Annotated in this window: 20 protein-coding genes and 2 pseudogenes; 8 read left to right on the forward strand and 14 right to left on the reverse strand. The window is 64.2% G+C overall.

From position 1 onward, the window contains the following. Positions 1–7: 7 nt before the first annotated feature. Positions 8–1,060, reverse strand: a complete 1,053-nt coding sequence (gene pstS / locus ACVILL_RS39325; protein ID WP_456733932.1) for a phosphate ABC transporter substrate-binding protein PstS — start codon at positions 1,058–1,060, stop codon at positions 8–10. 466 nt (positions 1,061–1,526) lie between these two features. Here pstS and ACVILL_RS39330 point away from each other — a divergent pair, with 466 nt between their 5' ends. Then, positions 1,527–3,752, forward strand: coding sequence for an alkaline phosphatase family protein (locus ACVILL_RS39330; protein WP_456733933.1), 2,226 nt, complete (start codon positions 1,527–1,529; stop codon positions 3,750–3,752). A 192-nt stretch (positions 3,753–3,944) separates the two neighbouring features. Next, the gene (locus ACVILL_RS39335) at positions 3,945–4,913 is read left to right on the forward strand and encodes a DMT family transporter (RefSeq protein ID WP_456733934.1); all 969 of its coding nucleotides are present in this window, start codon (positions 3,945–3,947) and stop codon (positions 4,911–4,913) included. Positions 4,914–4,922: 9 nt separating this feature from the next. Here the strand turns inward: ACVILL_RS39335 and ACVILL_RS39340 are convergent, their stop codons facing one another. Genes ACVILL_RS39340 through purC form a run of 6 tightly spaced genes read right to left on the reverse strand, consistent with a single transcriptional unit; the run spans position 4,923 to position 8,871 of the window. Further along, a complete protein-coding gene (locus ACVILL_RS39340) occupies positions 4,923–5,879 on the reverse strand; it encodes a tripartite tricarboxylate transporter substrate-binding protein (protein WP_456733935.1) in 957 nt (318 codons plus the stop codon). A 13-nt stretch (positions 5,880–5,892) separates the two neighbouring features. Continuing rightward, positions 5,893–6,543, reverse strand: a complete 651-nt coding sequence (locus ACVILL_RS39345) for a hypothetical protein (protein ID WP_456733936.1) — start codon at positions 6,541–6,543, stop codon at positions 5,893–5,895. A 9-nt stretch (positions 6,544–6,552) separates the two neighbouring features. Further along, on the reverse strand, positions 6,553–7,254 hold the full coding sequence (purQ, locus tag ACVILL_RS39350; protein WP_456733937.1) for a phosphoribosylformylglycinamidine synthase subunit PurQ: 702 nt from the start codon (positions 7,252–7,254) through the stop codon (positions 6,553–6,555). Between the two features lie 4 nt (positions 7,255–7,258). Then, positions 7,259–7,837, reverse strand: coding sequence for a hypothetical protein (locus ACVILL_RS39355; RefSeq protein WP_456733938.1), 579 nt, complete (start codon positions 7,835–7,837; stop codon positions 7,259–7,261). Positions 7,838–7,851: 14 nt separating this feature from the next. Beyond that, a complete protein-coding gene (gene purS, locus ACVILL_RS39360; RefSeq protein WP_456733939.1) occupies positions 7,852–8,094 on the reverse strand; it encodes a phosphoribosylformylglycinamidine synthase subunit PurS in 243 nt (80 codons plus the stop codon). Positions 8,095–8,103: 9 nt separating this feature from the next. After that, complete coding sequence (gene purC / locus ACVILL_RS39365; RefSeq protein ID WP_016843454.1) at positions 8,104–8,871, reverse strand: phosphoribosylaminoimidazolesuccinocarboxamide synthase; 768 nt, start codon at positions 8,869–8,871, stop codon at positions 8,104–8,106. 349 nt (positions 8,872–9,220) lie between these two features. On the opposite strand from purC, the gene ACVILL_RS39370 reads away from it, so the two are divergent. Next, positions 9,221–9,544 (forward strand): DUF1476 domain-containing protein, encoded by a 324-nt coding sequence (locus tag ACVILL_RS39370; RefSeq protein WP_456733940.1) that lies wholly within the window; start codon positions 9,221–9,223, stop codon positions 9,542–9,544. A 29-nt stretch (positions 9,545–9,573) separates the two neighbouring features. On the opposite strand, the gene ACVILL_RS39375 is transcribed toward ACVILL_RS39370, so the two are convergent. Next, positions 9,574–10,518 carry a LysR family transcriptional regulator gene (locus tag ACVILL_RS39375; protein WP_456733941.1) on the reverse strand — a complete coding sequence of 315 codons (945 nt, stop codon included), beginning with the start codon at positions 10,516–10,518 and terminating at the stop codon, positions 9,574–9,576. Between the two features lie 113 nt (positions 10,519–10,631). On the opposite strand from ACVILL_RS39375, the gene ACVILL_RS39380 reads away from it, so the two are divergent. Both ACVILL_RS39380 and purB read left to right on the forward strand, forming a co-directional pair. Further along, positions 10,632–11,444: an isocitrate lyase/PEP mutase family protein gene (locus tag ACVILL_RS39380; RefSeq protein WP_456733942.1), complete on the forward strand. Its 813-nt coding sequence runs from the start codon at positions 10,632–10,634 to the stop codon at positions 11,442–11,444. Positions 11,445–11,654: 210 nt separating this feature from the next. Next, positions 11,655–13,085: an adenylosuccinate lyase gene (gene purB, locus ACVILL_RS39385; RefSeq protein ID WP_456733943.1), complete on the forward strand. Its 1,431-nt coding sequence runs from the start codon at positions 11,655–11,657 to the stop codon at positions 13,083–13,085. 48 nt (positions 13,086–13,133) lie between these two features. On the opposite strand, the gene cynS is transcribed toward purB, so the two are convergent. The 4 genes from cynS to ACVILL_RS39405 all read right to left on the reverse strand — a co-directional run bounded on the left by cynS (position 13,134) and on the right by ACVILL_RS39405 (position 16,476). After that, positions 13,134–13,622, reverse strand: coding sequence for a cyanase (gene cynS / locus ACVILL_RS39390; RefSeq protein WP_456733944.1), 489 nt, complete (start codon positions 13,620–13,622; stop codon positions 13,134–13,136). A 99-nt stretch (positions 13,623–13,721) separates the two neighbouring features. Next, positions 13,722–14,600: a sulfurtransferase gene (locus ACVILL_RS39395; RefSeq protein WP_456733945.1), complete on the reverse strand. Its 879-nt coding sequence runs from the start codon at positions 14,598–14,600 to the stop codon at positions 13,722–13,724. A gap of 49 nt (positions 14,601–14,649) precedes the next feature. Further along, positions 14,650–15,783 (reverse strand): acyl-CoA dehydrogenase family protein, encoded by a 1,134-nt coding sequence (locus tag ACVILL_RS39400; protein WP_456733946.1) that lies wholly within the window; start codon positions 15,781–15,783, stop codon positions 14,650–14,652. 150 nt (positions 15,784–15,933) lie between these two features. Then, positions 15,934–16,476 (reverse strand): OsmC family protein, encoded by a 543-nt coding sequence (locus tag ACVILL_RS39405; protein WP_456733947.1) that lies wholly within the window; start codon positions 16,474–16,476, stop codon positions 15,934–15,936. A 254-nt stretch (positions 16,477–16,730) separates the two neighbouring features. Between ACVILL_RS39405 and ACVILL_RS39410 the strand changes: the two genes are divergently transcribed. Continuing rightward, on the forward strand, positions 16,731–17,381 hold the full coding sequence (locus tag ACVILL_RS39410; RefSeq protein ID WP_456733948.1) for a TetR/AcrR family transcriptional regulator: 651 nt from the start codon (positions 16,731–16,733) through the stop codon (positions 17,379–17,381). Between the two features lie 158 nt (positions 17,382–17,539). On the opposite strand, the gene ACVILL_RS39415 is transcribed toward ACVILL_RS39410, so the two are convergent. Both ACVILL_RS39415 and ACVILL_RS39420 read right to left on the reverse strand, forming a co-directional pair. Next, on the reverse strand, positions 17,540–18,268 hold the full coding sequence (locus ACVILL_RS39415) for an SDR family oxidoreductase (RefSeq protein ID WP_456733949.1): 729 nt from the start codon (positions 18,266–18,268) through the stop codon (positions 17,540–17,542). 98 nt (positions 18,269–18,366) lie between these two features. Continuing rightward, on the reverse strand, positions 18,367–19,257 hold the full coding sequence (locus ACVILL_RS39420; RefSeq protein WP_456733950.1) for a LysR family transcriptional regulator: 891 nt from the start codon (positions 19,255–19,257) through the stop codon (positions 18,367–18,369). A gap of 92 nt (positions 19,258–19,349) precedes the next feature. Between ACVILL_RS39420 and ACVILL_RS39425 the strand changes: the two are divergent. Both ACVILL_RS39425 and ACVILL_RS39430 read left to right on the forward strand, forming a co-directional pair. Next, positions 19,350–19,757: pseudogene (locus tag ACVILL_RS39425) on the forward strand (PACE efflux transporter); the annotation flags it as partial. Positions 19,758–20,039: 282 nt separating this feature from the next. Then, a pseudogene (locus tag ACVILL_RS39430) lies at positions 20,040–21,271 on the forward strand (ABC transporter substrate-binding protein). Positions 21,272–21,830 lie beyond the last annotated feature (559 nt).

A 21,830-nucleotide genomic window follows, 5' to 3' on the forward strand; every position in this document is an offset into this window, starting at 1 on the left:
AGGTGCGTCAGGGCTTTGCGGGCGGCGATGCAGACGCCGTGAGCGCCTCGAAATTGTGCTGCCAATAGGCCTCGATCTGCCCGATCAAGGCGGGCGGCAAAGGAACGTAATTAAGCAATGCGGCCTGCGACTTGCCGTTCTCCAACGACCAGCGCAGGAAGTCGATGGCGACCGCCGACCTGTCGGGCGATTTCGGCTGCTTGTGCATCAGCACGAAGGTCGTGGCCGTGATGGGATACGCGTCTTCCCCCGGAGCGTTGGTGAGGACCAGGTAGAAATCCTGCGTGGTCTTCCAGTCTGCGCTCGAGGCCGCGGCCTGGAACGATGCGGCGTCCGGGGTGACGAAATTGCCGGCACCGTTTTGCACCAGACCGAAGGAAATCCGGTCCAGCCGCTGTAGCGCGTAGGCGTATTCGAGATAGCCGATCGCCCCGGGAATCAGGCCGACCAGCGAAGCGACGCCGTCATTGCCCCTGCCGCCGAGCCCGACGGGCCACTCGACCGACGTGCCCTCGCCGACGCTTGCCTTCCACTGCGCGCTGACCTTCGAGAGATAATTCGACCAGTTGAACGTCGTGCCGGATCCATCGATGCGATGGACGACGGTGATCGCGGCAGGCGGCAGCTTCAGATCGTGATTGACGGCCTGAATCGCCGGATCGTTCCATGATCTCACCTTGCCGAGATAGATGTCGGCGAGCAGCGGTCCGGTGAATTGAATCTGGCCGGGCTTGACGCCCGCGATGTTGACGACAGGCACGACGCCTCCGATCACGATCGGAAATTGCATCATGCCGAGCCTGTCGAGCTCCTTCGGATCGAGCGGCATGTCGCTGGCGCCGAAATCGACGGCAGCCTTCTTGATCAGGCCGACGCCGATGCTCGAACCCACCGACTGATAGCTGACGACATTGCCGGTCTTTGCCTTGTAGGCATCGATCCATTTCGCCATCACAGGCGAAACGAAGGTTGAGCCCGCGCCCTTTGTCTCCGCAGCCAAGCATTGCGTCGCGACGACCAGGGCAGTGAAGATGACCGGTAGCCTGAGATGCTTTGTCATGTGCTCGACCCTAACCGGCCCAGCGGCACGCCCGTGTGGGCCAAGTCACAAAACGGCAATATAAGCCAGGGCGTCAACCAAGGGCGATATCGCCTGCCGGCGAACTGGGACACTGCATAATTTCGATGCTCACAGCGGCCCTTTTCTGCCTCGGCGAAGTCTCACCGCACCCGCGAATCGGCATCGACGCGGATCAATCGCGCAGGCAGCAACGCGTGACCCGCGACGCCTGTGGAAACACGCCGTCATCGAGTCGTTACATCGACGCGTACTGAATCGAACGCACAAGCTCTAGCTCGTTGTGTTCTCGCAAATTCTTCGCGACGCCATGCGAGCACCAGTTGTGACGCGACGACGTCCTGTCGTTGCGTCGTCGCGCATGCGTCACATGCTCGTCAGCCAAGCCTCCGTAGATTGCCGAACGGTTTCCGTTTGTGCATTCGCACAGCGACTATGGGGCATTCTCATGAAATTGAAGACGTTTGTGTCCGTCACGACGGCGATGTCGCTTGTCGCTTCGCTGGCGTGGACTGCAACTCCGGCGCGCGCCGGTCAGGACGGCGATAATGGCGATCATGCCGGCGATTCTCGCGGTCACGATCAGGATCAGGACCATGACGGCGACCATCACGGCCGCAGGCCGCGCGTCGTGATGATCTCGCTCGACGGCGCCAAGCCTGATTTCATCCAGAAATTCATCGAGGAAGGCGTGCTGCCGCGTGACGGCGGCCTCGCCCGGCTGAGCCGGCGCGGCGCGGTGGCGCTGCAGAACGTGACGGCGTCACCGTCGCTCACCGCGGTCTCGCATATCGCGATCGCGACCGGTTCGACGGCGGTCCATAACGACATCCCATCCAACACGTTCGAGCCGATCGTCGGGCCGATCTCCAGCAGCATCAGCGGCTTCGCGGCACCGATCGGCGGCTACAACGAAAGCCCGCTCGGGCCGTCGGCGCACCCGACTGCACAGCCCCTGTGGGTGCAGCTGCGCCAGCAGGGCAAGAAGGTCGTCACCGCGACCTGGCCCGGCGGCGACGGCGCCGACATCTCCATCAACAAGACCGTGGTGCAGCCGGCCCAGCCGACCCGCGTGACCGACTTCACGGTGCCGTTCGGCGCGTTCGGCGGCATCGGCGCCCAGGGCTTCACGCTGTCGCGCAGCGACTTCACGGCCGACCCGGGCATCGTGGCGGCGCTGCAAGCTGCGGGCCACTTCTCTTTCAGCCCGGTGCTGGTGACCTCGGCGCCGATCGAGACGTTCTCATGCTCTGCGGCGGCGACCGCGACCTGCACCAACGCCGCGACGCTCGACGTCAAATATTCGATCCGCGTCGCCGCGATCGACACGACAAATGACCGCAAGGTGAACTACGACACGCTGGTGTTCTTCGACGAGAACCTCGGCATTACCGCAGGCCCGTTCCACGCGCCCTCGACCGGGCCGGCCTATGTCAAGTTCGGCGGCGAGAACGCCCCGTTCTTCTTCGAAGGCAGCGGCGCGAAGGTCGGCGCCGCGTACTTCGTCTCGGCGCTGTCGCCGGACCTCTCGGTGGTGCGCTTCGCCCGCTACGGCGCCAACTACATCCCGCGCAACACGCCTGTTCTCGCCGATGTCGACGACATCAACGACAACATCGGGTTCTGGCGTCCGCAGGCCGACTTCCGGATTCCGGAGCGCCTGAGCCCGGGCTTCACCAGCTTCCCCGACGTCGAGATCGAGACCATGTTCGAGGACATGGTGAAGACCTTCGTGCGCTACCAGGCGAATATCGGCGAGCGTGCGATCAAGACGCATCCGGACGCCGACCTCGTCATGGTCTATATCGAGCAGCCCGATGGCTCCGAGCACCAGTTCCTGCTCACCGATCCGCGCCAGGGCACTAGCCCGACCGACCCGAATTCGATCGGCGCCAACCAGGATCCGGCCAAGGTCAAGCGCTACGCCTCCTACATCCGCTTCGCCTACCAGACCGCCGACAAGGCGGTAAAGCAGATCGCTGACACGGCGGGCCGCGACAGCAACGTCATCGTGGTGTCGGATCACGGTTTCGCGCCGTTCCACACCTCGGTCAATCTCACCAACATCCTGCGCAACGCCGGTATCGACACCAGCAAGGTCGGGATCCGCACCTCGGGTCCTGCCGCCGACATCTACGTCAACCTGCAGAACCGCGAGCTTGGCGGCACCGTCGACCTCGCAACCTACCGGACCCTGGTGGCGCAGATCACCGACGCGGTGAAGAACGCGGTCGATCCCAACGCGCGGTTCAACTACTCGCTCAGGGATCAGCGCATCTTCACCGTCGTCGAGACCCGGCCGCTGCAATGCGACGCCGGAACCGGACAGTGCACCAGCAAGACCGTCGGCCAGGACTATGGCGACGTGTTCGCGCTGATGGCGCCCGGCTACAATTTCGACGGCATCCAGAACCCCGGCGTCGCGCGCCAGGGTGATGCGCCGTTCAATTCGGCGACCACCGCGCTGTCGATGCCGAATTTCTACGGCGCCCATGGCCATGATCCCGAGCTTCCGGTGATGAGCGCAACCTTCATCGCCGCAGGTCCGCAGATCCGCAAGGACACCGTCGTGCGCCACATGCGCAATATCGACGTGGCGCCGACCATCATGCGGATCCTCGGCACGGCACCACGCCAGGTCGACGGCGAGGTACTGAGCGAAGTGTTGCGCTAGAACCTCGGCCAAATTCCGTGCGACGGACGCCATGCGGCGTCCGTCGCTTTTTCATGCCCCTAGCCTCTTGCCCCGCGGCCACGCTACATTCGCTCCATCGCGCGCCAATGCGTGAAGGGAGCCAATCAAGGTGCCGAAGAGCACAGCCAAAGCATGATCCGGAAAAGCGTGAAGCGGTTTTCCGAAAGGATCATGCTCAAGACAACAAGCACGGGCGGCGTGACGGCTCCCGCGATCACGCCTACCCTGTCCACCGCGCCCGGTGCGCGTAGCTGGCGCGACTATGCGCTACTGCTGGCGCTCGCCTGCTGCTGGAGCTCGACCTATCCGCTGACCAAGATCGGGCTCGGCTCGATCCCGCCGGTCACCTTCATCTCGGCGCGCTCGCTGGTCGCCGCGCTGTTCCTGCTCGTGGTGCTGCGGATCCGCAGCATCCGGATCCCGACCGACATCAAGGCCTGGAAGCTGTTCGCCTTCCAGCAGACCATCAACTCGACGATCCCGTTTTTGGTGATCACCTGGGCGCAGCTCTACGTGCCGGCGTCCAACACCGTGGTGCTGGCCTCCACGACGCCGATCTTCGCCTTCCTGATCACCTGGGCGATCACGCGGCACGAGCCGGCTTCGCTGCTCAAGCTGGTCGGCGCGATCCTCGGCCTTGCCGGCACGGTCGCGATCATAGGCCTCGACGCGCTCTCCGGCTTCGGCAAGGAGATCTTCGCCGAGATCGCGATCCTGCTCGCCACCGTGTCGTTCGCCTGCGCCACGATCTTCGGGCTTCGTCTCTCCGACTATGACCCGATGGTGGTGGCCGCCGGCTCGCTCTTGTTCGGCGGCACCGTGCTGCTGCCGGTCGCGCTGATCGTCGACCATCCCTGGACCTTGCACCCGACGCCGCAGGCGCTGGCCGCCACCGTCGTGATGGGGATCTTCTCCAGCGCGTTCGGGTTGATGCTGTTCTACATGTGCCTGACGCGGCTCGGCACGCTCACGACCAACGCGCAGGGCTATCTGCGCATCCCGATCGGCGTCGCGCTGTCGGTGATCCTGCTCGGCGAATCCGTGCCGTCGAACCTGGCGCTCGGCCTGTTGCTGGTGATGGCCGGCGTCGCCGCGATGACGGTGCCGGCTGAGGCCGTCAAGCGCTGGCTGCGGAGATAGGTTCGCGGCCTACTTCTTGTCGTCCGCGAGCAGCGCGCGGTACTTGGCGACGTCGCGGGTCACGAGTTGCTGCAGCACCTCCGGCGCGAGCTCATTGGCGTCGGGGGCGACCGTCGACAAATCGACGAAGCGCTTTTTCACCGCCTCGCTCGCCACCGCAGTGCGCGCGGCAGCGTTCAGCTTGGCGACGATCTCGGGCGGGGTGCCCTTCGGCGCGAACAGGCCGTTCCAGCCCTGCGCCTCGAACTCGGGCAGCCCGGCTTCGGCGGAGGTCGGCAGCTCCGGCAGCGAGGCGAGACGCACGGTCGAGCCGACCACCACCGCCTTCACGAGCTTGTCGTCGATCGCCTGCGACACCGAGGCCGCGGCATCGCAGACGCCGTCGATCTGGCCGCCGATCGCGTCCGTCAGCGCGAACGCCGCGCCACGATAGCCGACCAGTTGCACGTCGATGCCGGCGGCATGCACGAAACTCTTGCAGATCAGGTAATTCGAGGAGCCGACGCCGGCATGGCCGAGATTGACCTTGCCCGGATTCTTCCTGGCGTAGTCGATGAATTCCTTGAGATCTCCAGCCGGAAAATCCTTGCGCAGCGCCACGATGCCGAAGGTCTTGGCGACCACGGCGATCGGCGCGAAGGAGTCGGGCGTGAACGACAGTTTTGGATAGATCGTGTAGGTCGCGGCGTTGGTGCCGGCGTTGCCGATCGCGATCGTGTAGCCGTCCGGCTCGGCGCGCGCTGCGCGGGTCAGTGCGGTCGAACCACCGGCGCCGCCGACATTCTCGATGATGATGCTCTGGCCGAGCGCCGTGCTCATCTGATCGGCGACCGCGCGGGCAATGACATCAGACGTGCCGCCGGCCGTGAACGGCACGATCATCGTGATCGGACGTTTGGGAAAGTCCTGGGCGTATCCTGCAGATGCATAGAGCAATGCAAAAACAGTAACAAGCAGACCGCGCACTAATTGACCCCCCTCAATTGCTTCTCAAAATCTGTTTGACCGCTTCAATCACGTCGGCCCGGCTTCCGTCCTTAAACATGTAGCCGCTACGGGTGACAAAAGGAGCAAAAAACCAGCCATCCTGACTGCCCACGGTTAGTCCCCATCGTCTTGCTGAACGCAAGCAAATAACGACTCTCTTCTTCAACCTTGCTTGAGGAAACAGATTGGACGCAGCCCACTGACGTACGGTCTTGCTTGAGGGCAGTCTTTCCAAGAGTGGGCCGTCCGTAAACGCCTTCGAGTGGTATGCGCACAACTCAAGGACTGCGAGCTTGTGGCGCAGAACTTCAGGGTCCACCCCAAAGCACTTCGTTCGCGACACCCACCAGCTTCTCTTCTCGCGGTGGATTTGGCTCCGAAGCGCTTCACTTCCTTGCCGCTGGCGCCACCAAAATAACCGTGCATCCTCACTCGAGGCGTCCGCACGATCTTCTGCAGAGAGGCCAGGGTTCAAATAAAGCAAAACAATCGGAGCTGTTCTTAACGGTCCATAGTACGGGATGGGCAAGCATTTCAGGTCGAAGCTGTGCGCGTCGTCAGCCTCCAGAATCGACCTGTCTTGTGGATGGACTTTGGCGCTTGGAGAAACTTCCTTCCAGAAATCGAACAACCCAAGGTCCATCTCAGGCCCTCAAGCTGCTCGCTCCAAATGCGCCACCAGTCCGGCGAACAGGCCGCGGCCGTCGGTGCAGCCCATGATCTCTTCGACGTGGTTTTCCGGATGCGGCATCATGCCGAGCACGTTGCCGCGCTCGTTGACGATGCCGGCGATCGAATGCGCGGCGCCGTTGAAGTTCGAAGCCTCGTCGACCACGCCTTCCGGCGAGCAGTAGCGGTAGAGCACCCGCCCGTCGCCCTCGAGCCGCTTCAGCGTCTCCTCGTCCGCCTCGTAGTTGCCCTCGCCGTGTGCCACCGGCACGCGGATCACCTGGCCGGCATTGTAGCCGCGGGTGAACGGGGTGTCGGAGCGCTCGACGCGCATGTGCACGTCGCGGCAGACGAATTTCAGCCCGGCATTGCGCATCAGCACGCCCGGCAGCAGCCCGGACTCGCAGAGGATCTGGAAGCCGTTGCAGACGCCGAGCACGAGCCCGCCCTTGGCTGCGAAGTCGCGCACCGCATCCATGACAGGCGCGCGGGCCGCGATGGCGCCGCAGCGCAGATAGTCGCCATAGGAGAAGCCGCCGGGCACCACCACGAGGTCGGTACCCTCAGGCAGCGCGGTCTCGGCGTGCCAGACCATCGCGGTCTCGTTGCCGGAGGCAAGCTTCAATGCGCGCGCCATATCGCGCTCGCGGTTGATGCCGGGAAAGACGAGGACGGCTGACTTCATGGGATCACCTGGTTTTGGGCGCCAGCACGAGCTTAACTGCGGCGGCAAATTTTGCGTAATTGTCGTTGCTGGCCTTTTCGTCGCGCGCCGAGCTGATCAAGCTGGCGGAGCCTTGTCCGCCAAACAGCAAGCCGTTGACCTGATACTCGCTCGAACCGCTCTGCGTCACCGTCAGGCGCCGTGCCTTGTACATGCGCGGCACCGCGCTGCCCTTGTCGCCATCGACACCGAGAAGCGTGATGCGTTGTCCGGGCGTCCGCTGCTCCAGCGCCTTGATGACCTGGTTCTGGCTGTCGCGGAACTGGTCCAGCGTCATCTGATTTCCGCCGGTGTAGAACCGGTAGCTCACCTTGGAGCCCGCACCGCATTGCGGCTGCTCGCAACGGAACAAATGCGTGTCAGCACGGCGCTCGTAACTCCAGCCACTGACCGCAAACGGCGGCCGCTGCGTGGCCGCGGACGGTGCCGGAGCCGGCGATTGCGCCGACGCGCCACCGATCCCGGCAGCCGTCAACGACGTCAGCAGCAGCGACCGGACGATCGTCCGCTCGTTGCGAGAGAAGACGGGAGCGGCTGACATCATCTGGCTCGCCCCGGCTAGCTCAGAACCTCGACCCGATAGTTCTCGATCACGGTGTTCGCCAAAAGCTTGTCGGCGGCGGCCTTCAGCGCCGCCTCCGCCTTGGCCGCGTCGGTCGCGGCGAGCTCGATGTCGAACACCTTGCCCTGGCGGACGCTGGCGATGCCATCGACGCCGAGCGATTTCAACGCGCCCTCGATCGCCTTGCCTTGCGGATCGAGGATGCCCGACTTCAATGTGACAGTGACGCGTGCCTTCACGATTACCCCTTAACTCTTCACCAGCACCGGGCCGCTGCCGGCCGGACGCTCGTTCTCGATCAGAATGCCGAGCCGTTTTGCCACTTCGGTGTAGGCTTCAAGCAAGCCACCCAAATCCCGGCGGAAACGGTCCTTGTCGAGCTTCTCGTTCGACTTGATGTCCCACAGGCGGCAGGAGTCCGGCGAGATCTCGTCGGCGACGATGATCCGCATCATCTCGTTCTCGAACAGCCGCCCGCACTCCATCTTGAAGTCGACGAGGCGGATGCCGATGCCGAGGAAGAGGCCGGTCAGGAAATCGTTGACGCGGATCGCCAGCGCCATGATGTCGTCGATCTCCTGCGGCGTGGCCCAGCCGAAGGCGGTGATGTGCTCTTCCGACACCATGGGGTCGTTGAGCTGGTCGTTCTTGTAATAGAACTCGATGATCGAGCGCGGCAGCTGGGTGCCCTCCTCGATCCCGAGCCGCTGCGACAGCGAGCCGGCGGCGACGTTGCGCACCACCACTTCGAGCGGCACGATCTCGACCTCGCGAATCAGCTGCTCGCGCATGTTGAGACGGCGGATGAAGTGGGTCGGCACCCCGATGTCGTTAAGGTGCTGAAACAGGTACTCCGAAATCCGGTTGTTGAGGACGCCCTTGCCCTCGATCACCTGGTGTTTCTTGGCGTTGAACGCGGTCGCGTCGTCCTTGAAGTGCTGGATCAGGGTTCCCGGCTCGGGGCCTTCATAAAGCACCTTGGCCTTGCCTTCATAAATACGGCGTCGACGGCTCATTGGGATGTACCGTGTTTTGTTGAAATCCATGAATTTGGGTGCTCCGGATGACTTGGGGTTACGACCCACGACGGAGCTGCCGCGGAGGCCTGGAACCTGAGCGATCCAACTGGAAACAGAACAAGAACCACACCTGTTGGCAACCTATCCGATTGGCCCATCCAGCACAATCGATAGTGCCCCCTGGAGGGCACTTATACCGCCCTATCGTAAAGGGCCGATTCCGCCTGTTTTGCCTGCGGCTTAACGGCTCGTTGTCTTGCCGATTCCTCCCACTTATTTAGGCAGGCATCGGGGCCGCCGCAACGAGCGCCAGCCCGCCATTCAGCAGGGAATTGGAACTTCAGCCATGAACGAATTCAACAAGCGCGAGGAAGGTTTCGAGAAGAAGTTCGCCCTCGACGAGGAACAGAAGTTCAAGGCTGAGGCCCGCCGCAACAAGTTGCTCGGCCTGTGGGCCGCCGAGAAGCTAGGCATTACGGGCGATGCCGCCAGCGCCTATGCCAAGGAAGTGGTGGCCGCCGATTTCGAGGAAGCCGGCGACAACGACGTCCTGCACAAGGTTCTGAAGGACCTCACCGCCAAGGACCAGGCCGTCACCGAGCGCGACGTCCGGGCCAAGATGGACGAACTGCTGGCCGTCGCCGCAGCGCAGGTGAAGGCGGGGACCTGAGTTCCGGCTCTAGCCAACCGGCAAATCGTCTACGCGCGCCGGACCCCGTTCCGGCGCGAATTGTTGGTGCCCTTCGCCTTGGTGAAGTCGGCGCGGATGATGTCGAGCAGACGGCGCGATGCGGCGCTGAGAAAGCCGCCATGCCGCGTCACCGCGACGACCTCGTGACTTGCAGTGAGATTGCTGACGCGAATCGTCGCGATCCTGGAGCTCCCCAACTCCTCCGCTGCATTGCTTCGCGACAGCAGCGCAATCCCGAGGCCGGCCTCGATCAGCCGCTTCTGCGCCGTCAGACTGTCGACCGGCGTCCAGTCGACCTCGCCGAGCCCGTGCGTCAGGAACAGCGCGAACACATGCGAGGCGGTGATCTCGCGGCGTCCCGGCACCTCGGGAAACGCGATCCAGCGCTCGTCCCTGAGATCGGCGAGCTTGCCGACCCGGCGTCCGGCCAGCGGATGATCCAGCGCGCAGACCACCTGCAGCGGCTCGGCGAACAGCACCTCGTAATCGAGCTCGCGTGAGCGGTCGCGATCGTAGCGCAGCCCGATCGTCGCCTCGCCGCGCCGGATCAGATCGCTGACCTCGGCGCTCGTCGCGGTGCGCAGCGTCAGCGTGACATCCGGATGCCGGCGGGCAAAGCGCTTCAGCACCTTCGAGAGCCGCTCGCCGGCGAGCGTACCGGTCACCGCCAGCGCCACCGGGCCGGAATTGTCGCGCGAGAGCGCGCGCACCGCATTCTCGGCATCCTTCGCCGCCGCCACCGCGCGTTCGGCATAGGGCACCATCACCCGCCCGGCATCGCTCAGCCGCGTCTTGCCTCCAATGCGCTCGAACAGGGGTACGCCGAGCTCCTGCTCGAGCAGCGCGATGCGTCTCGAGATCGCCGGCTGCGAGCGATGCAGCGCCTTGGCGGCATTCGAGATCCCGCCGCGGCGATGCACCACCAGGAACGTGTTGAGCGCGTCGCTGTCCATCTCTCGCCTCATGCAAAAAACTGATGCTATCGAGAGAAATAACAAATTTGTCTGATGGGCGAAACCGCCCTATCGCTGGCGCCAGTCGCTATTTCCAACCATCAGGAGTTCACATGCGCACCCAGGCAGACAAGGCAGCACGGTTTCGCGAGCTGCATCAGCGGCCCGGCGCCTTCATCATTCCAAATCCGTGGGACGCCGGAACGGCAAAGCTGCTCGCATCCATGGGTTTCGAGGCGCTCGCGACCACGAGCCTCGGGCTAGCCAACACGCTCGGCCGTTCGGCCGTCCGCCTTGACGAGATCATCGAGAATTGCCGGGTGATCGCTGAAGCCACCGACCTTCCCGTCAACGCCGATCTCGAAAATTGCGGCGCCGACATGCCGAAGCTCGCGGCTGAGGCGATCCGGTTCGCCGCCGAAGCCGGCGCCGTCGGCGGCTCGATCGAGGACTCGACCGGCAATCGCGAGCATCCGATCTACGATTTCTCGCTCGCCGTCGAACGTGTGCAGGCGGCGGTCGAGGCGGCGCGGGCGCTGCCCTTCCCGTTCACGCTGACGGCGCGGGCGGAGAACTTTCTCTGGGGACGGAAGGACCTCGACGACACCATCAAGCGGCTGCAGGCCTTCGAGGCCGCCGGCGCCGACGTGCTGTATTCGCCGGGCCTCTATGACATCGGCACCATCAAGACCGTGGTGTCGGCGCTGAAGCGGCCCTTCAACCTCGTGATGGGCTTTGCCGACCCGACCCTGACGGTCGAGCAGATCTCGGCTGCCGGGGTCAAGCGCATCAGCGTGGGAGGTGCGATGGAGCGTCACGCGCTGGCCGCGTTCCTGCGGAGCGCCCGCGAGATGAAGGACAAGGGCGCATTCACCTTCGTCCGCGACATGGCGCCGGTGAAAGAGGTTCGCGAAGCGTTCGACTGATTGCCCCCGCGCCGTAAGGAGCGCCGGCGGCGAGCCGTCCGCCGGCACCGAATAAGCCAGCGCCGCCGCGGATCGCCCGAGGCGGCGCCTCTCAGAATCTGGTATGGTGGCGCCGGCACCGCAAGTGCGGCCAGGGCGCCATCAGACCTGACGATTCATGGCAGCTCGCGACTTGCAGCCAGCCTCCGGCAATGCCAAGAGAGCGGGATCATGTCCCAAGATCACATTTCCAACGTCCTCGCCGAACGTTACGCCTCACCCGCCATGCGCGCCATCTGGAGCGGCGAAGGCAAGGTCCGCCTCGAACGCGACTACTGGATCGCCGTGCTGAAGGGCCAGCGCGATCTCGGCATCCCGGTGCCGGATGGCGTGATCGAAAGCTACGAGCGGGTCAAGGACCAGATCGACCTCAAGTCCATCATGCAGCGGGAGCGCATCACCCGCCACGACGTCAAGGCGCGGATCGAGGAGTTCTGCGAACTGGCCGGTCACGAGCACCTGCACAAGGGCATGACCAGCCGCGACCTCACCGAGAACGTCGAGCAATTGCAGGTCTACCGCTCGTTGCAGCTGGTCGAGACCAAGAGCATCGCCGCGCTGGTCCGGTTTGCCAGGCGCGCGCAGCAATTGCGCGACATCCCGTTCACCGCGCGCACCCACAACGTCGCCGCGCAGGTCACGACGCTCGGCAAGCGCATCGCCATGTTCGGCGAAGAGATGCTGCTGGCGCATCAGACCCTGGTCCATGTGCTGCAAACCTATCCCGCGCGCGGCCTGAAGGGCGCGGTCGGCACCCGTCTCGACCAGATCACCCTGTTCAACGGCGATGCCGGCAAGGCGCGCGCGCTCGAGCAGAGCATCCTCCGGCACCTCGGCCTGCCGAAAGCGCTCGATGCCGTCGGCCAGGTCTATCCGCGCAGCCTCGACTTCCGTGCGGTCAGCGCGCTCACCGAGCTCGCCAGCGGTCCCGGCAATTTCGCCAAGACCATCCGCCTGATGGCCGGCCACGAACTCGCCAGCGAAGGTTTTGCCAAGGGCCAGGTCGGCTCCTCGGCGATGCCGCACAAGATGAACAGCCGCTCCTGCGAGCGCATCAACGGCCTGCATGTGATCCTGAAGGGCTATCTCGCGATGGCTGCGGGCCTCGCCGGCGATCAGTGGAACGAGGGTGACGTCTCCTGCTCCGTCGTCCGCCGCGTCATGCTGCCCGATGCCTTCCTCGCCACGGACGGGCTGCTCGAGACCCTGCTCACCGTGCTCGATCAGATGGAAGTGTTCGAGGCGGTCGTCGAGACCGAGCTCAACCGTTATTTGCCCTTCCTGCTGACCACCACGGTGATGATGGAAGCGGTGAAGAAGGGCGCCGGCCGCGAAGGAGCGCACGAGGCAATCAAGGAGCACGCCGTCGCCGCCATCGGCGACCTCCGCACCGGCAAGATCGTGCAGAACGATCTGCTGCAGCGTCTTGCCGCCGACAAGCGTCTGGGCTTGAGCGCGGCCGAGCTCCAGCAAGTGCTCGATCAGGGCCGCGCCAACTCCGGCGACGCCGGTGCCCAGGTCGATCACTTCGCCGAGCAGGTCGAAGCCCTGGCCAAGGCCAAGCCGGAAGCCGCGAGCTACGCGCCGCGCGCGATCCTCTGAGGTCGGAGGGAAGGCCGGAGCGCGCGGCGTGAAGCAGCCGCGCCCTCCTCACTCCTCCTTGAAGCCGTAGTCCGGCACGTTGCCGCTGGCACCGTAATATTTGTACGGCAGGAACTTGCCGCTCATGGTGATCTTGACGCGGTCGCCCTTCGGACTGGCGACGCGCTCCATCGCCATGTCGAAGTCGATCGCCGACATGATGCCGTCGCCGAACTCCTCCTCGATCAGCGCCTTCCAGGCCGGGCCGTTGACCATCACCATCTCGTAGAAGCGATAGATCAGGGGATCGGTCGGCGGCATCGGCGTGCCGGTGCCGCGCATCGGCACCTCGTTGAGCATCGCGATCTCGGCTTTCGACAGTCCGAACAACTCGCCGGCGTTGGCCGCCTGCGGTTTCGTCAATTTCATCTGGCCGAGGATTGCGCCCACGATCAGGACCTCGGAATAGCCGCCGATCTTCTCGCAGATGTGCTTCCAGCTCCAGCCCTTCTCGCGCTTGATGTCGAGCAGCTTTTCGGTGAGGTCTTCGCGTTTCATGAGGCTTCCTCCTTGCGGATCGGCGCGCCGCGCCAATCCCGGCATTGATCGACGTCCAGCAGCATTTTACGCCGCCGGACGCCAGCAAACAGGCAATTTCTATGCCGCTTTGCCTGTTACGACGGCAGCGGTCGGCAAGCCCTCATCGATCGGCAGCGACGGGTCGCGCGACCACTCGTTCCAGGAGCCGAAGTACATGCGGACGTCCTTCACGCCGGCGTTCTTCAACGCCAGGAAGGTGTTCGAGGCGCGCGCGCCCTTGAAGCAGTAGAGATAGACCGGCGTGGTCTGCGAGATGCCGACGGTGGCGCATTCGGCGAGGATCTCGTCCTTCGACTTGAAGCGCGGGCCCTCGCCGGTCGGCTTCATCATGCGGTACCATTCGAGCCAGACCGCGCCGGGGATACGGCCCTTGCGCGGGCAGAAATCCTTCCCATAAGGAGACGAGCTTTCGCCGATCCATTCGTCGACGTCGCGCACGTCGAGGATCGCAACGCCGGGCTTGCCGACCGCCGCCAGCATCGCCTTGGCGTCGATCATGATGTCGCCGGCCTCCGGCACGATCGCGAAGGCGGCCTTCACCGGCGCGGCGACGTCGGTCGTCACGGGCAGATCGGCCGCCTTCCAGGCATCGAAGCCGCCATGCAGCACCTTGATCTTGGGATAGCCCAGCATGGTCAGCAGGTAATAACCGCGGCAGGACTGGCCGAAGCCGGAGTTCATCGACTGCTCGTAGATCACGGCAGTCTCCCTGCCGGAGAGACCAGCGGCGCCGAACGCGTCGGCGAACTTGGTCTTCAGCTCGTGCATGCCCTCCGGGGTCGAGGTCGCGAGGTAGGTGAAGATGTCGTGCACATTGACGGCGCCGGGCAGATGTCCGGCCGCATAGGCATCCGGATTCCGCGTGTCGATGATGACACACGGCTCCTTGGTGACGAGCTCGGCAAGTTCGCCGGCGGTGATCAGAACGTCCGTCATGGCTCTCTCCTGTTGCGTGGTTGCAGTTGTGGTGGTCCCGAACTCCGCGTCAGCCGTCCGCCAGCATCTTGCGCAGCTGCTTGGTAGCGGGCGTGACGATGGCGACGAAATAGGCCTCGCGCAGCCTGCGCTGGGCGCGGTGGCTCATCAGATAGCCGCGCGCGCCGCAATGGAGCATCGCGGCATGCGCGACCGCGACGCTGGCATCGCCGATGCGCAGCCGCAGCGCGACGACGCGGCGCCAGTAGCTGTCGTCGGCATTGTAGGGATCGCGCGCCAGCGTCATCGCCTCCTTCCCGAGCTCGGCATAGAGCTCGCGGAATTGCAGAGGCTGCTGCGGCAGATAGCGGTTGACATGGCCGAGCGGCGCATGGACTTCGTCCATGATGTTGATGCAGTCCTGCATCAGCCCGAGGCCCATGCCGGTCTGCAGCAGGATGAAGCCGGCGCGGATCTTCTTCACGAAGGGCGCGGCCGGCTCGGCCAGGATCAGTTCGTCCGGCACGAAGACGTCGCGGAACTGGATGCTGTAGGTGCCGGTGCCGTCCATTGCGAGGAACGGCTTGCACGGCGTCAGCGTGATCGCGGGATCGGAGCAGTCGGCGAGGAACATCACGGTCCCACCCGGCTCGCCTCTTGCGATGCCGCCTTCCTCCTCGCGCTCGAAGATGGTGCCGAAGAAATGGTCCGGCCCGAGATTCGACACCCAGGGCAGCGCGCCGCGCACGATGTAGCCGCCGTCGACCTTGCGGCCCTTCAGCTTCAGCCGCTCGATGCCGAAGAAGCTCTTCATCGGGTTGGAGAGCCCGGTGCCGCCGAGCCGCCGCCCACTGGAGAAGCAGTCACCGAAGCGCGCGGCGAGCTTCATGTTGGTGGAGTTGGCAACGTACCAGACCAGCGTGTTCTGGCACCAGGCCATGAAGGCGGTGGCGCCGCAGACCTCGCCGATCGCGGCCATCGACTGGATGGCGCAGCGCAAATCGGCGGGGCCTTCCTGCGGCACGTGGCTGTTCCACGCGCCGACCTCGCCGAGCCGGCGCAGGAATTCGCCGGGATAGACCGAGCCGGAATCGATCGCCGAGGCAAGCGGCGCCAGCTCCTGGCGGGCGAGGCGCGCGACCTCGTCCGCAATCGTCGGTGCGGGATCTTGAGCTGCGACCCGCGATAAAGCCAGTGAACCCATGGATGGTCTCCGCACCTTTCGTAATGCTGCAGTATCGTGGGCTCCTCATGGTGAGGAGCGCGGAACGCGCGTCTCGAACCATGAAGCCCCACCGTGGCCTGCATCCTTCGAGACGCTTGCTCCGCAAGCTCCTCAGGATGAGGGGTGAGATCAGGCGCTGACCTCGAGATTGACGGGACGGGTGAAGGTGTTGGCGACCGGCGACCACTTCTTCACATGCGCCACCAGCGCATCGATCTCGCTCTGCGGGACGCCTTCGCATTCCATGTCGACCTTGACGCGGACGTCGGTGAAGCCGACCGGCTTCTCGCTGATGTCGCCGGTGCCCCACACCGCGGTGATGTTGAGGTCGCCCTCGAGCTCCAGCTCGAGCTTGTTGACGGTCCAGCCGCGATGCACGGCGTTGGCGTGCAGGCCGACCGCGAGGCAGGAGCCGAGCGCGGCGAGCGAAGCTTCCGAGGGATTGGGCGCGGTGTCATCGCCGAGCAGGCCCGGCGGCTCGTCGACGATGTAGGGCGCGAGGTTGCGGATGTAGTTGGCGTGGCGGAACTTGCCCTCGGCCACCGTCTTGCACTTCAAGGTCTTGATCACCTTCGGGTTGGCCTTGCCGTTGGCAATGAGCTGTTCGAGCCCGCCTCTGTCGATCGGCGCGAGGCAGCCGGTCAGTGCGGTCTTCTGGGCGACAGCGGTCATCAGTTTTCTCCCTGGGAGCGATGGAATGGTCAGGATACCGAACGGTCTGTTTCCTGCACGAAGCGTGCCAGTCCCGCCCCAAATCAAAAGGCGAAATCCCGCAGGCGCTTAAGCGACCCTGCCTGCGGATTGATCAGCGCCGGTTTGCTCAATCGCCAAGCAGATGCTGCACGGCCGCGATTATTTTCAGCGCATGGAGGCGCGCAGCAAGATGCGACTTGATGATTTTGCCGGGCTCCGATTTACTGCCGCACATGGCCAAATCGATTGCGAAGAAAAAACCTGCCGCGGCGTTCGCAGCCGGCGACGATGAATCGGCGCGCGGGCGGCTGCTCAACGCGGCGACGCGGCTGTTCTGCAAGAACGGCATCAACGCCACCGGGATCGATGCGATCATCGACGAGGCCGGCACCGCGAAGACGACGCTCTACAAATTGTTCGGCTCGAAGACAAATCTGGTGCACGCCGTGCTCGAGAGCGAAGGCAGGCAGTGGCGTGAATGGTTCATCGGCGCGATCGAGGCCGGCGGCGGCGATGCGCAGACCAAGCTGGCGCGGATCTTCCCTGCCCTGAAGACCTGGTTCGCCGAGGAGCGCTTCTACGGCTGCCCCTTCATCAACGCGGTCGCCGAGCACGACAAGGATGCCAAGCAGTTCCGCAACATCGCGCTGAAGCACAAGAAGGTGGTGCTGGCGCATATCGAAAAACTCGCCAGCGAATTGGGCGCAGCCGAGCCCGCCGTGCTGGCGCATCAGCTCGCACTGCTGATCGACGGCGCCATCGTCGCCGCGATGGTGTCGGGTGATCCCGGCGTCGCCGACACCGCGGGCCTCGCCGCCGGCAACCTGTTCGCGCCGGCCAGGGTGAAGAAGGCCAAGCGCGCGGGCGAGCTCGAGGCGGTCTAGTCCGGCCCTCCTTCCGGTCTGGAAGCGCGGCACAGTTTTGCCGCGTCATTGCGAGCGAAGCGAAGCAATCCATCGCGCCACAAGTGGAGGCATGGGTTGCTTCGTCGCTATCGCTCCTCGCAATGACGGAAGAAGCCATCAAGGCTCATCGAGCCAGCCTACAGATCGAAATTCGTCGGCAGCATCACGACGTCGCGGATGGTCATGCCGCGCGGGCGGGTCAGCATGAACATCACGACCTCGGCCACGTCGCTCGCTTCCAGCAGGCTGCCGGCCGCCTTCGCCTCGTGCAGCTTCTCCGCCGGCCAGTCCGCGAGCAGCGCGCTGATCACGGGCCCGGGCGAGATCGAGCCGACGCGGATGCCGTGCTTGAACACCTGGCGCCGCACCGTCTGGACGAAGCAGTTGATCGCCCATTTCGACGAGGCATAGACCGGCTCCCACGGCGTCGGGAAATGTGCGGCGAGCGAGCTCGTGACGATGATGTCGCCGGTCGCCCGCGCGATCATGTGCGGCAGCACGTCGTGCACGTTCTTCATCACGACATTGACGTTGAGATTCAGCATCCGGTCGATCGCGCCGGTGTCGGCATCGACCAGATCGCCGCCGACATAGATGCCCGCATTGGCGTGCAGGATGTCGAGCTGGCCGGCCTTCTCGAGCACAAGGGGCAGCAACGTCGCGCAGGCCTTTGGATCGAGCAGGTCGATGACCAGCGGGATCACCGCATCGCCATGCTTGCCGGCGAGCGCCGCGAGCGCGCCGGCATCGCGGTCGACCATCACCACGCGGGCGCCTGCCGCCAGCATCGCCTCGCTGCTCGCAAGTCCGATGCCCGATGCCGCCCCGGTGACAACGGCCACCTTGTCTTGCAATTGCTTCGCCATCGTCTCCACCCTGTCAGGTCAGTGCGGCGGCTATGGCAACACATCGCGGTCGCGATGTCAGCTCCGATGCGAAGCGCGATGGCGCGCCTGTCCGACGCTCACATGCGCAGCATCGGCGGACGCGTGGCGAAGCGGCGGCGCAGCCATTTGGCTGCCGGCCCCGCCGGCCGCTGCTTGTGCCAGACCACTTCGAGCGCCACGGGATGCGCACCCTCGTCGAATTCCAGCTCGGGAACCGCCAGGTCCGCGGCAACCTGCGAGCTCGCCATGATGTGGGCCGGAATCAGCGCCCAGCCGACGCCCTGCTTGAGGATCTGCAGGATCACCCAATGGCTCTCAACCCACCACACCTCGGCCGCGACCCGCAGCCGGTGCCGCTCGGTGCCTTCGTTGCGCACCGTGACCATGATCTGGCGATGCCGCTTCAGCTCCTCCCAATCCACCCGCCCATGCGCCAGCGGATGGGTCTTGCCGCAGACGAGTTGCAGCGGCACCCAGCCAATGGTCTTGAAGCCGAGCTCCGGCGGCAGATGCTCCTGCCGCCACATCACGCCGACATCGGCCTTGCCGTCAAGCACGAGGCGGCTGACGTCCTCCATGATCGGAAACAGCAGCTCCAGCTCGACATGCGGAAAGCGCGTGGCGAATTCCGCGAACAGTTCGCCGACCGCGCTCTCCGGATAGAGCTCGTCGATCGCCACCACCAGGCGCTTCTCGACATGCGCCTCAAAGCTGCTGGCAACGCCGATCAGGTGCTCGCGGCGATCGAGGATCAGCTTCGCTTCCGGCAACAGTCGCGCCCCCGCTTCGGTCAGCACCGGGTTGCGCCCGGCCCGGTCGAACAGCGCAATGCCGAGGTCGGTTTCCAGGTTGGCGACATGCGTGCTGACGGCCGATTGCGCCTTCTTCAGCAGCCGCGCCGCACCGGAGAACGACCCCTGCTCGGCGGCCGCCGCGAAGGATTCGAGCTGGTCCATGGAAACGGTCATCTATCTCTTTTTCAGATATTATCTAGCTTTGTAATCCCACAATATCAGATAGAAACCCGATCACAACGACAAGAAAGGGTTTCCAAATGTCCATGCGTTCCTTCTCCGACCGGGTCAGGCACGCAGTCCTGTTCGAACTGATCGGTATCGCCATCTTCACGCCAGCGGCCGCCTGGCTGTTCAATCAGCCGGTCGCCCATATGGGCGTGATCGGCGTCGTCTCGGCGACGGTGGCGACGGTCTGGAACTTGCTGTTCAATCTCGGCTTCGACCACGCGCTGGTCCGTGTCACCGGCCGTGTCGCCAAGACGATGCCGATCCGCGTCGCTCACGCGATGCTGTTCGAGGCCGGCCTGATCGTGCTGCTGATCCCGTTCGTGGCCTGGTATCTCGGCATCTCGTTGTGGGCCGCGCTGATGATGGATATCTCCATCGTCGCGTTCTATCTGGTCTACGCGTTCGTGTTTAATATCGCCTACGATCGCGTCTTTCCGCTGCCCCAGCTCAAGGCGAACAATCGCGCTCCCAGGCCGGGCATTGCCGGCCTGATCGGCCGCGATGTGCGGCGCGGCTCGGATCATTCGATCCGCCGCGCCGCATCCTGACACCGCGCCAATATTCCTGATCGCAGCGACTACACACAAGTCCCGGCGCGCGCCTCCCATAGATTGATTTGATCCGGCTTGAACGCTGTGCAGCGTCTCGAGCCGACATGCCCGTCAGAGGCTGCCAAACCGGCCAACAATGCCAAAACGGCCAACAAGAAGAAGCGGAGGACTGCAATGCCGAGGAACCGTTCAACCCAGCTATCCCGCCGTCAGCTCATCAAGGGCAGCGCCGCGACGTCGGCCGCGCTGCTGCTCGGCAGGCCCGCGATCGCCAAGGGCAAGACCGAGATCGTGATCGGCAACATCGATGCCTATTCGGGACCGGCAGCGGTCTATTCGTCGATCGGCCGCACGCCCGGCGGCTATTTCAAGATGATCAACGAGCAAGGCGGCATCAACGGCCGCATGATCAAGTACATCACCTATGACGACGCCTACAGCCCGGCCAAGACAGTCGAGCAGGCGCGCAAGCTCGTCGAGGGCGACGAGATCGATGTGCTGTTCGCGCCGCTCGGTGCGCCGACCAATGCGGCGATCATGAAGTACATGAACCTCAAGAAGGTCCCGCACCTCTTCATCGCCTCGGGCGCCACCAAGTTCGGCGACTACAAGAATTTCCCGTACACGATGGGTTTCCAGCCCTGCTACCAGATCGAAGGGCGTGCCTTCGCGCAGCATGTCCTCTCGACACAGACCGATCCCAAGATCGGCATCGTCTACCAGAACGACGATTTCGGACGCGACGTGTTGAAGGGCTTCAAGGACGGGCTCGGCGCCAAGACCTCCGCGATCGTGGCGGAGCTGTCCTATGAGACCGCCGACCCGACGATCGACAGCCAGGTGGTGAGATGCAAATCCGCCGGTGCCAACGTGTTCATGAGCATGACCACGCCGAAATTCGCCGCGCAAGGCATCAAGAAGAGAAGATCGCCGAACTCGGCTGGCAGCCGGTGCATTACATCGGCAACAACGCCTCCTCCGCCGGCTCGACGCTGAAGGCGGCGGGCTTCGACGTCTCCAAGGGCATCATCTCGAGCGCCTATCTGAAGGATCCCGTCGACGCCGCCTGGGACGGCGATCCCGCCATCCAGAAATGGCGCGCATTCCTTGACAAATACGATCCGGCGGCCGCCAAGAACGACATCTACGCCGTCACCGGCTATCTCACCAGCCAGATCCTGGTTCAGGTGCTCAAGCAGTGCGGCGACGACGTCTCGTCCGAAAGCATCATCAAGCAGGCGGCGAACCTCAGAGATGTCGAATCCGACATGCTGCTGCCGGGCATCAAGATCAACACCTCGCCATCGGACTATTATCCGCTCGAGCAATTGCAGCTGACGCGCTTCAGCGGCGAACGTTACGAGCCGCTGGGACCGGTGATCGACGGCGGTATCTCGAAGGCCTGATCGTCTGGGGCGCCATCGTCAACGTCGGCTTCCGACGACAAAGCCGACGTTGCCGGGCCTGGTCGTCATCGACGGCTTATGACCCATAGTGATGCGCCAGCTAAAACGCGGCATCACGCAGTTTTGTCCCGGCGTTACGCTTCACCTCCGCGTCCGGTCAGGGGACGATCACCGCTTCCCCCAGAACGCGATCTGCCCGGCATGACCGCTGTTCACCACCAGTATGGCCACCGCCACGCCTCATAGCGGACCCACGACGACACCAGGGGTGGGCCGTACGGATCGACCCGGTCGTCCTCGGGGCGATAACGATATCGTGGAACAATATAATAATCCCACGGAGTTGGCCTGATCACCGGCACCGGGATAATAACCCTTCTTGGTTCCTGAACGACCTGTGCCCTCCGCGTCCGGGCTTCAGCACCAGACGTCCCGAGGTTACACAGCACCAGGGCCGCTCCGAGAGCGCACGCGACGGTCATTATCTTCATGCATCGGCCTCCTTACCTGAGAGTGCAAAAGGACTCAAAGCAACGCAAGCTAATTCGCTCTCGTCCCG

The organism is Bradyrhizobium sp. USDA 3364, from assembly GCF_054056355.1.

Coding starts and splice junctions, on each gene's coding strand:
- purQ (WP_456733937.1), bottom strand. CDS start 7,254: ATGAAGTCAGCCGTCCTCGTCTTTCCCGGCATCAACCGCGAGCGCGAT.
- purB (WP_456733943.1), top strand. CDS start 11,655: ATGTCCCAAGATCACATTTCCAACGTCCTCGCCGAACGTTACGCCTCA.
- ACVILL_RS39400 (WP_456733946.1), bottom strand. CDS start 15,783: ATGGGTTCACTGGCTTTATCGCGGGTCGCAGCTCAAGATCCCGCACCG.
- ACVILL_RS39335 (WP_456733934.1), top strand. CDS start 3,945: ATGCTCAAGACAACAAGCACGGGCGGCGTGACGGCTCCCGCGATCACG.
- ACVILL_RS39395 (WP_456733945.1), bottom strand. CDS start 14,600: ATGACGGACGTTCTGATCACCGCCGGCGAACTTGCCGAGCTCGTCACC.
- cynS (WP_456733944.1), bottom strand. CDS start 13,622: ATGAAACGCGAAGACCTCACCGAAAAGCTGCTCGACATCAAGCGCGAG.
- ACVILL_RS39405 (WP_456733947.1), bottom strand. CDS start 16,476: ATGACCGCTGTCGCCCAGAAGACCGCACTGACCGGCTGCCTCGCGCCG.
- ACVILL_RS39420 (WP_456733950.1), bottom strand. CDS start 19,257: ATGACCGTTTCCATGGACCAGCTCGAATCCTTCGCGGCGGCCGCCGAG.
- purC (WP_016843454.1), bottom strand. CDS start 8,871: ATGAGCCGTCGACGCCGTATTTATGAAGGCAAGGCCAAGGTGCTTTAT.
- ACVILL_RS39410 (WP_456733948.1), top strand. CDS start 16,731: ATGGCCAAATCGATTGCGAAGAAAAAACCTGCCGCGGCGTTCGCAGCC.
- ACVILL_RS39415 (WP_456733949.1), bottom strand. CDS start 18,268: ATGGCGAAGCAATTGCAAGACAAGGTGGCCGTTGTCACCGGGGCGGCA.
- ACVILL_RS39370 (WP_456733940.1), top strand. CDS start 9,221: ATGAACGAATTCAACAAGCGCGAGGAAGGTTTCGAGAAGAAGTTCGCC.
- ACVILL_RS39345 (WP_456733936.1), bottom strand. CDS start 6,543: ATGGACCTTGGGTTGTTCGATTTCTGGAAGGAAGTTTCTCCAAGCGCC.
- ACVILL_RS39375 (WP_456733941.1), bottom strand. CDS start 10,518: ATGGACAGCGACGCGCTCAACACGTTCCTGGTGGTGCATCGCCGCGGC.
- ACVILL_RS39380 (WP_456733942.1), top strand. CDS start 10,632: ATGCGCACCCAGGCAGACAAGGCAGCACGGTTTCGCGAGCTGCATCAG.
- ACVILL_RS39330 (WP_456733933.1), top strand. CDS start 1,527: ATGAAATTGAAGACGTTTGTGTCCGTCACGACGGCGATGTCGCTTGTC.
- pstS (WP_456733932.1), bottom strand. CDS start 1,060: ATGACAAAGCATCTCAGGCTACCGGTCATCTTCACTGCCCTGGTCGTC.
- ACVILL_RS39355 (WP_456733938.1), bottom strand. CDS start 7,837: ATGATGTCAGCCGCTCCCGTCTTCTCTCGCAACGAGCGGACGATCGTC.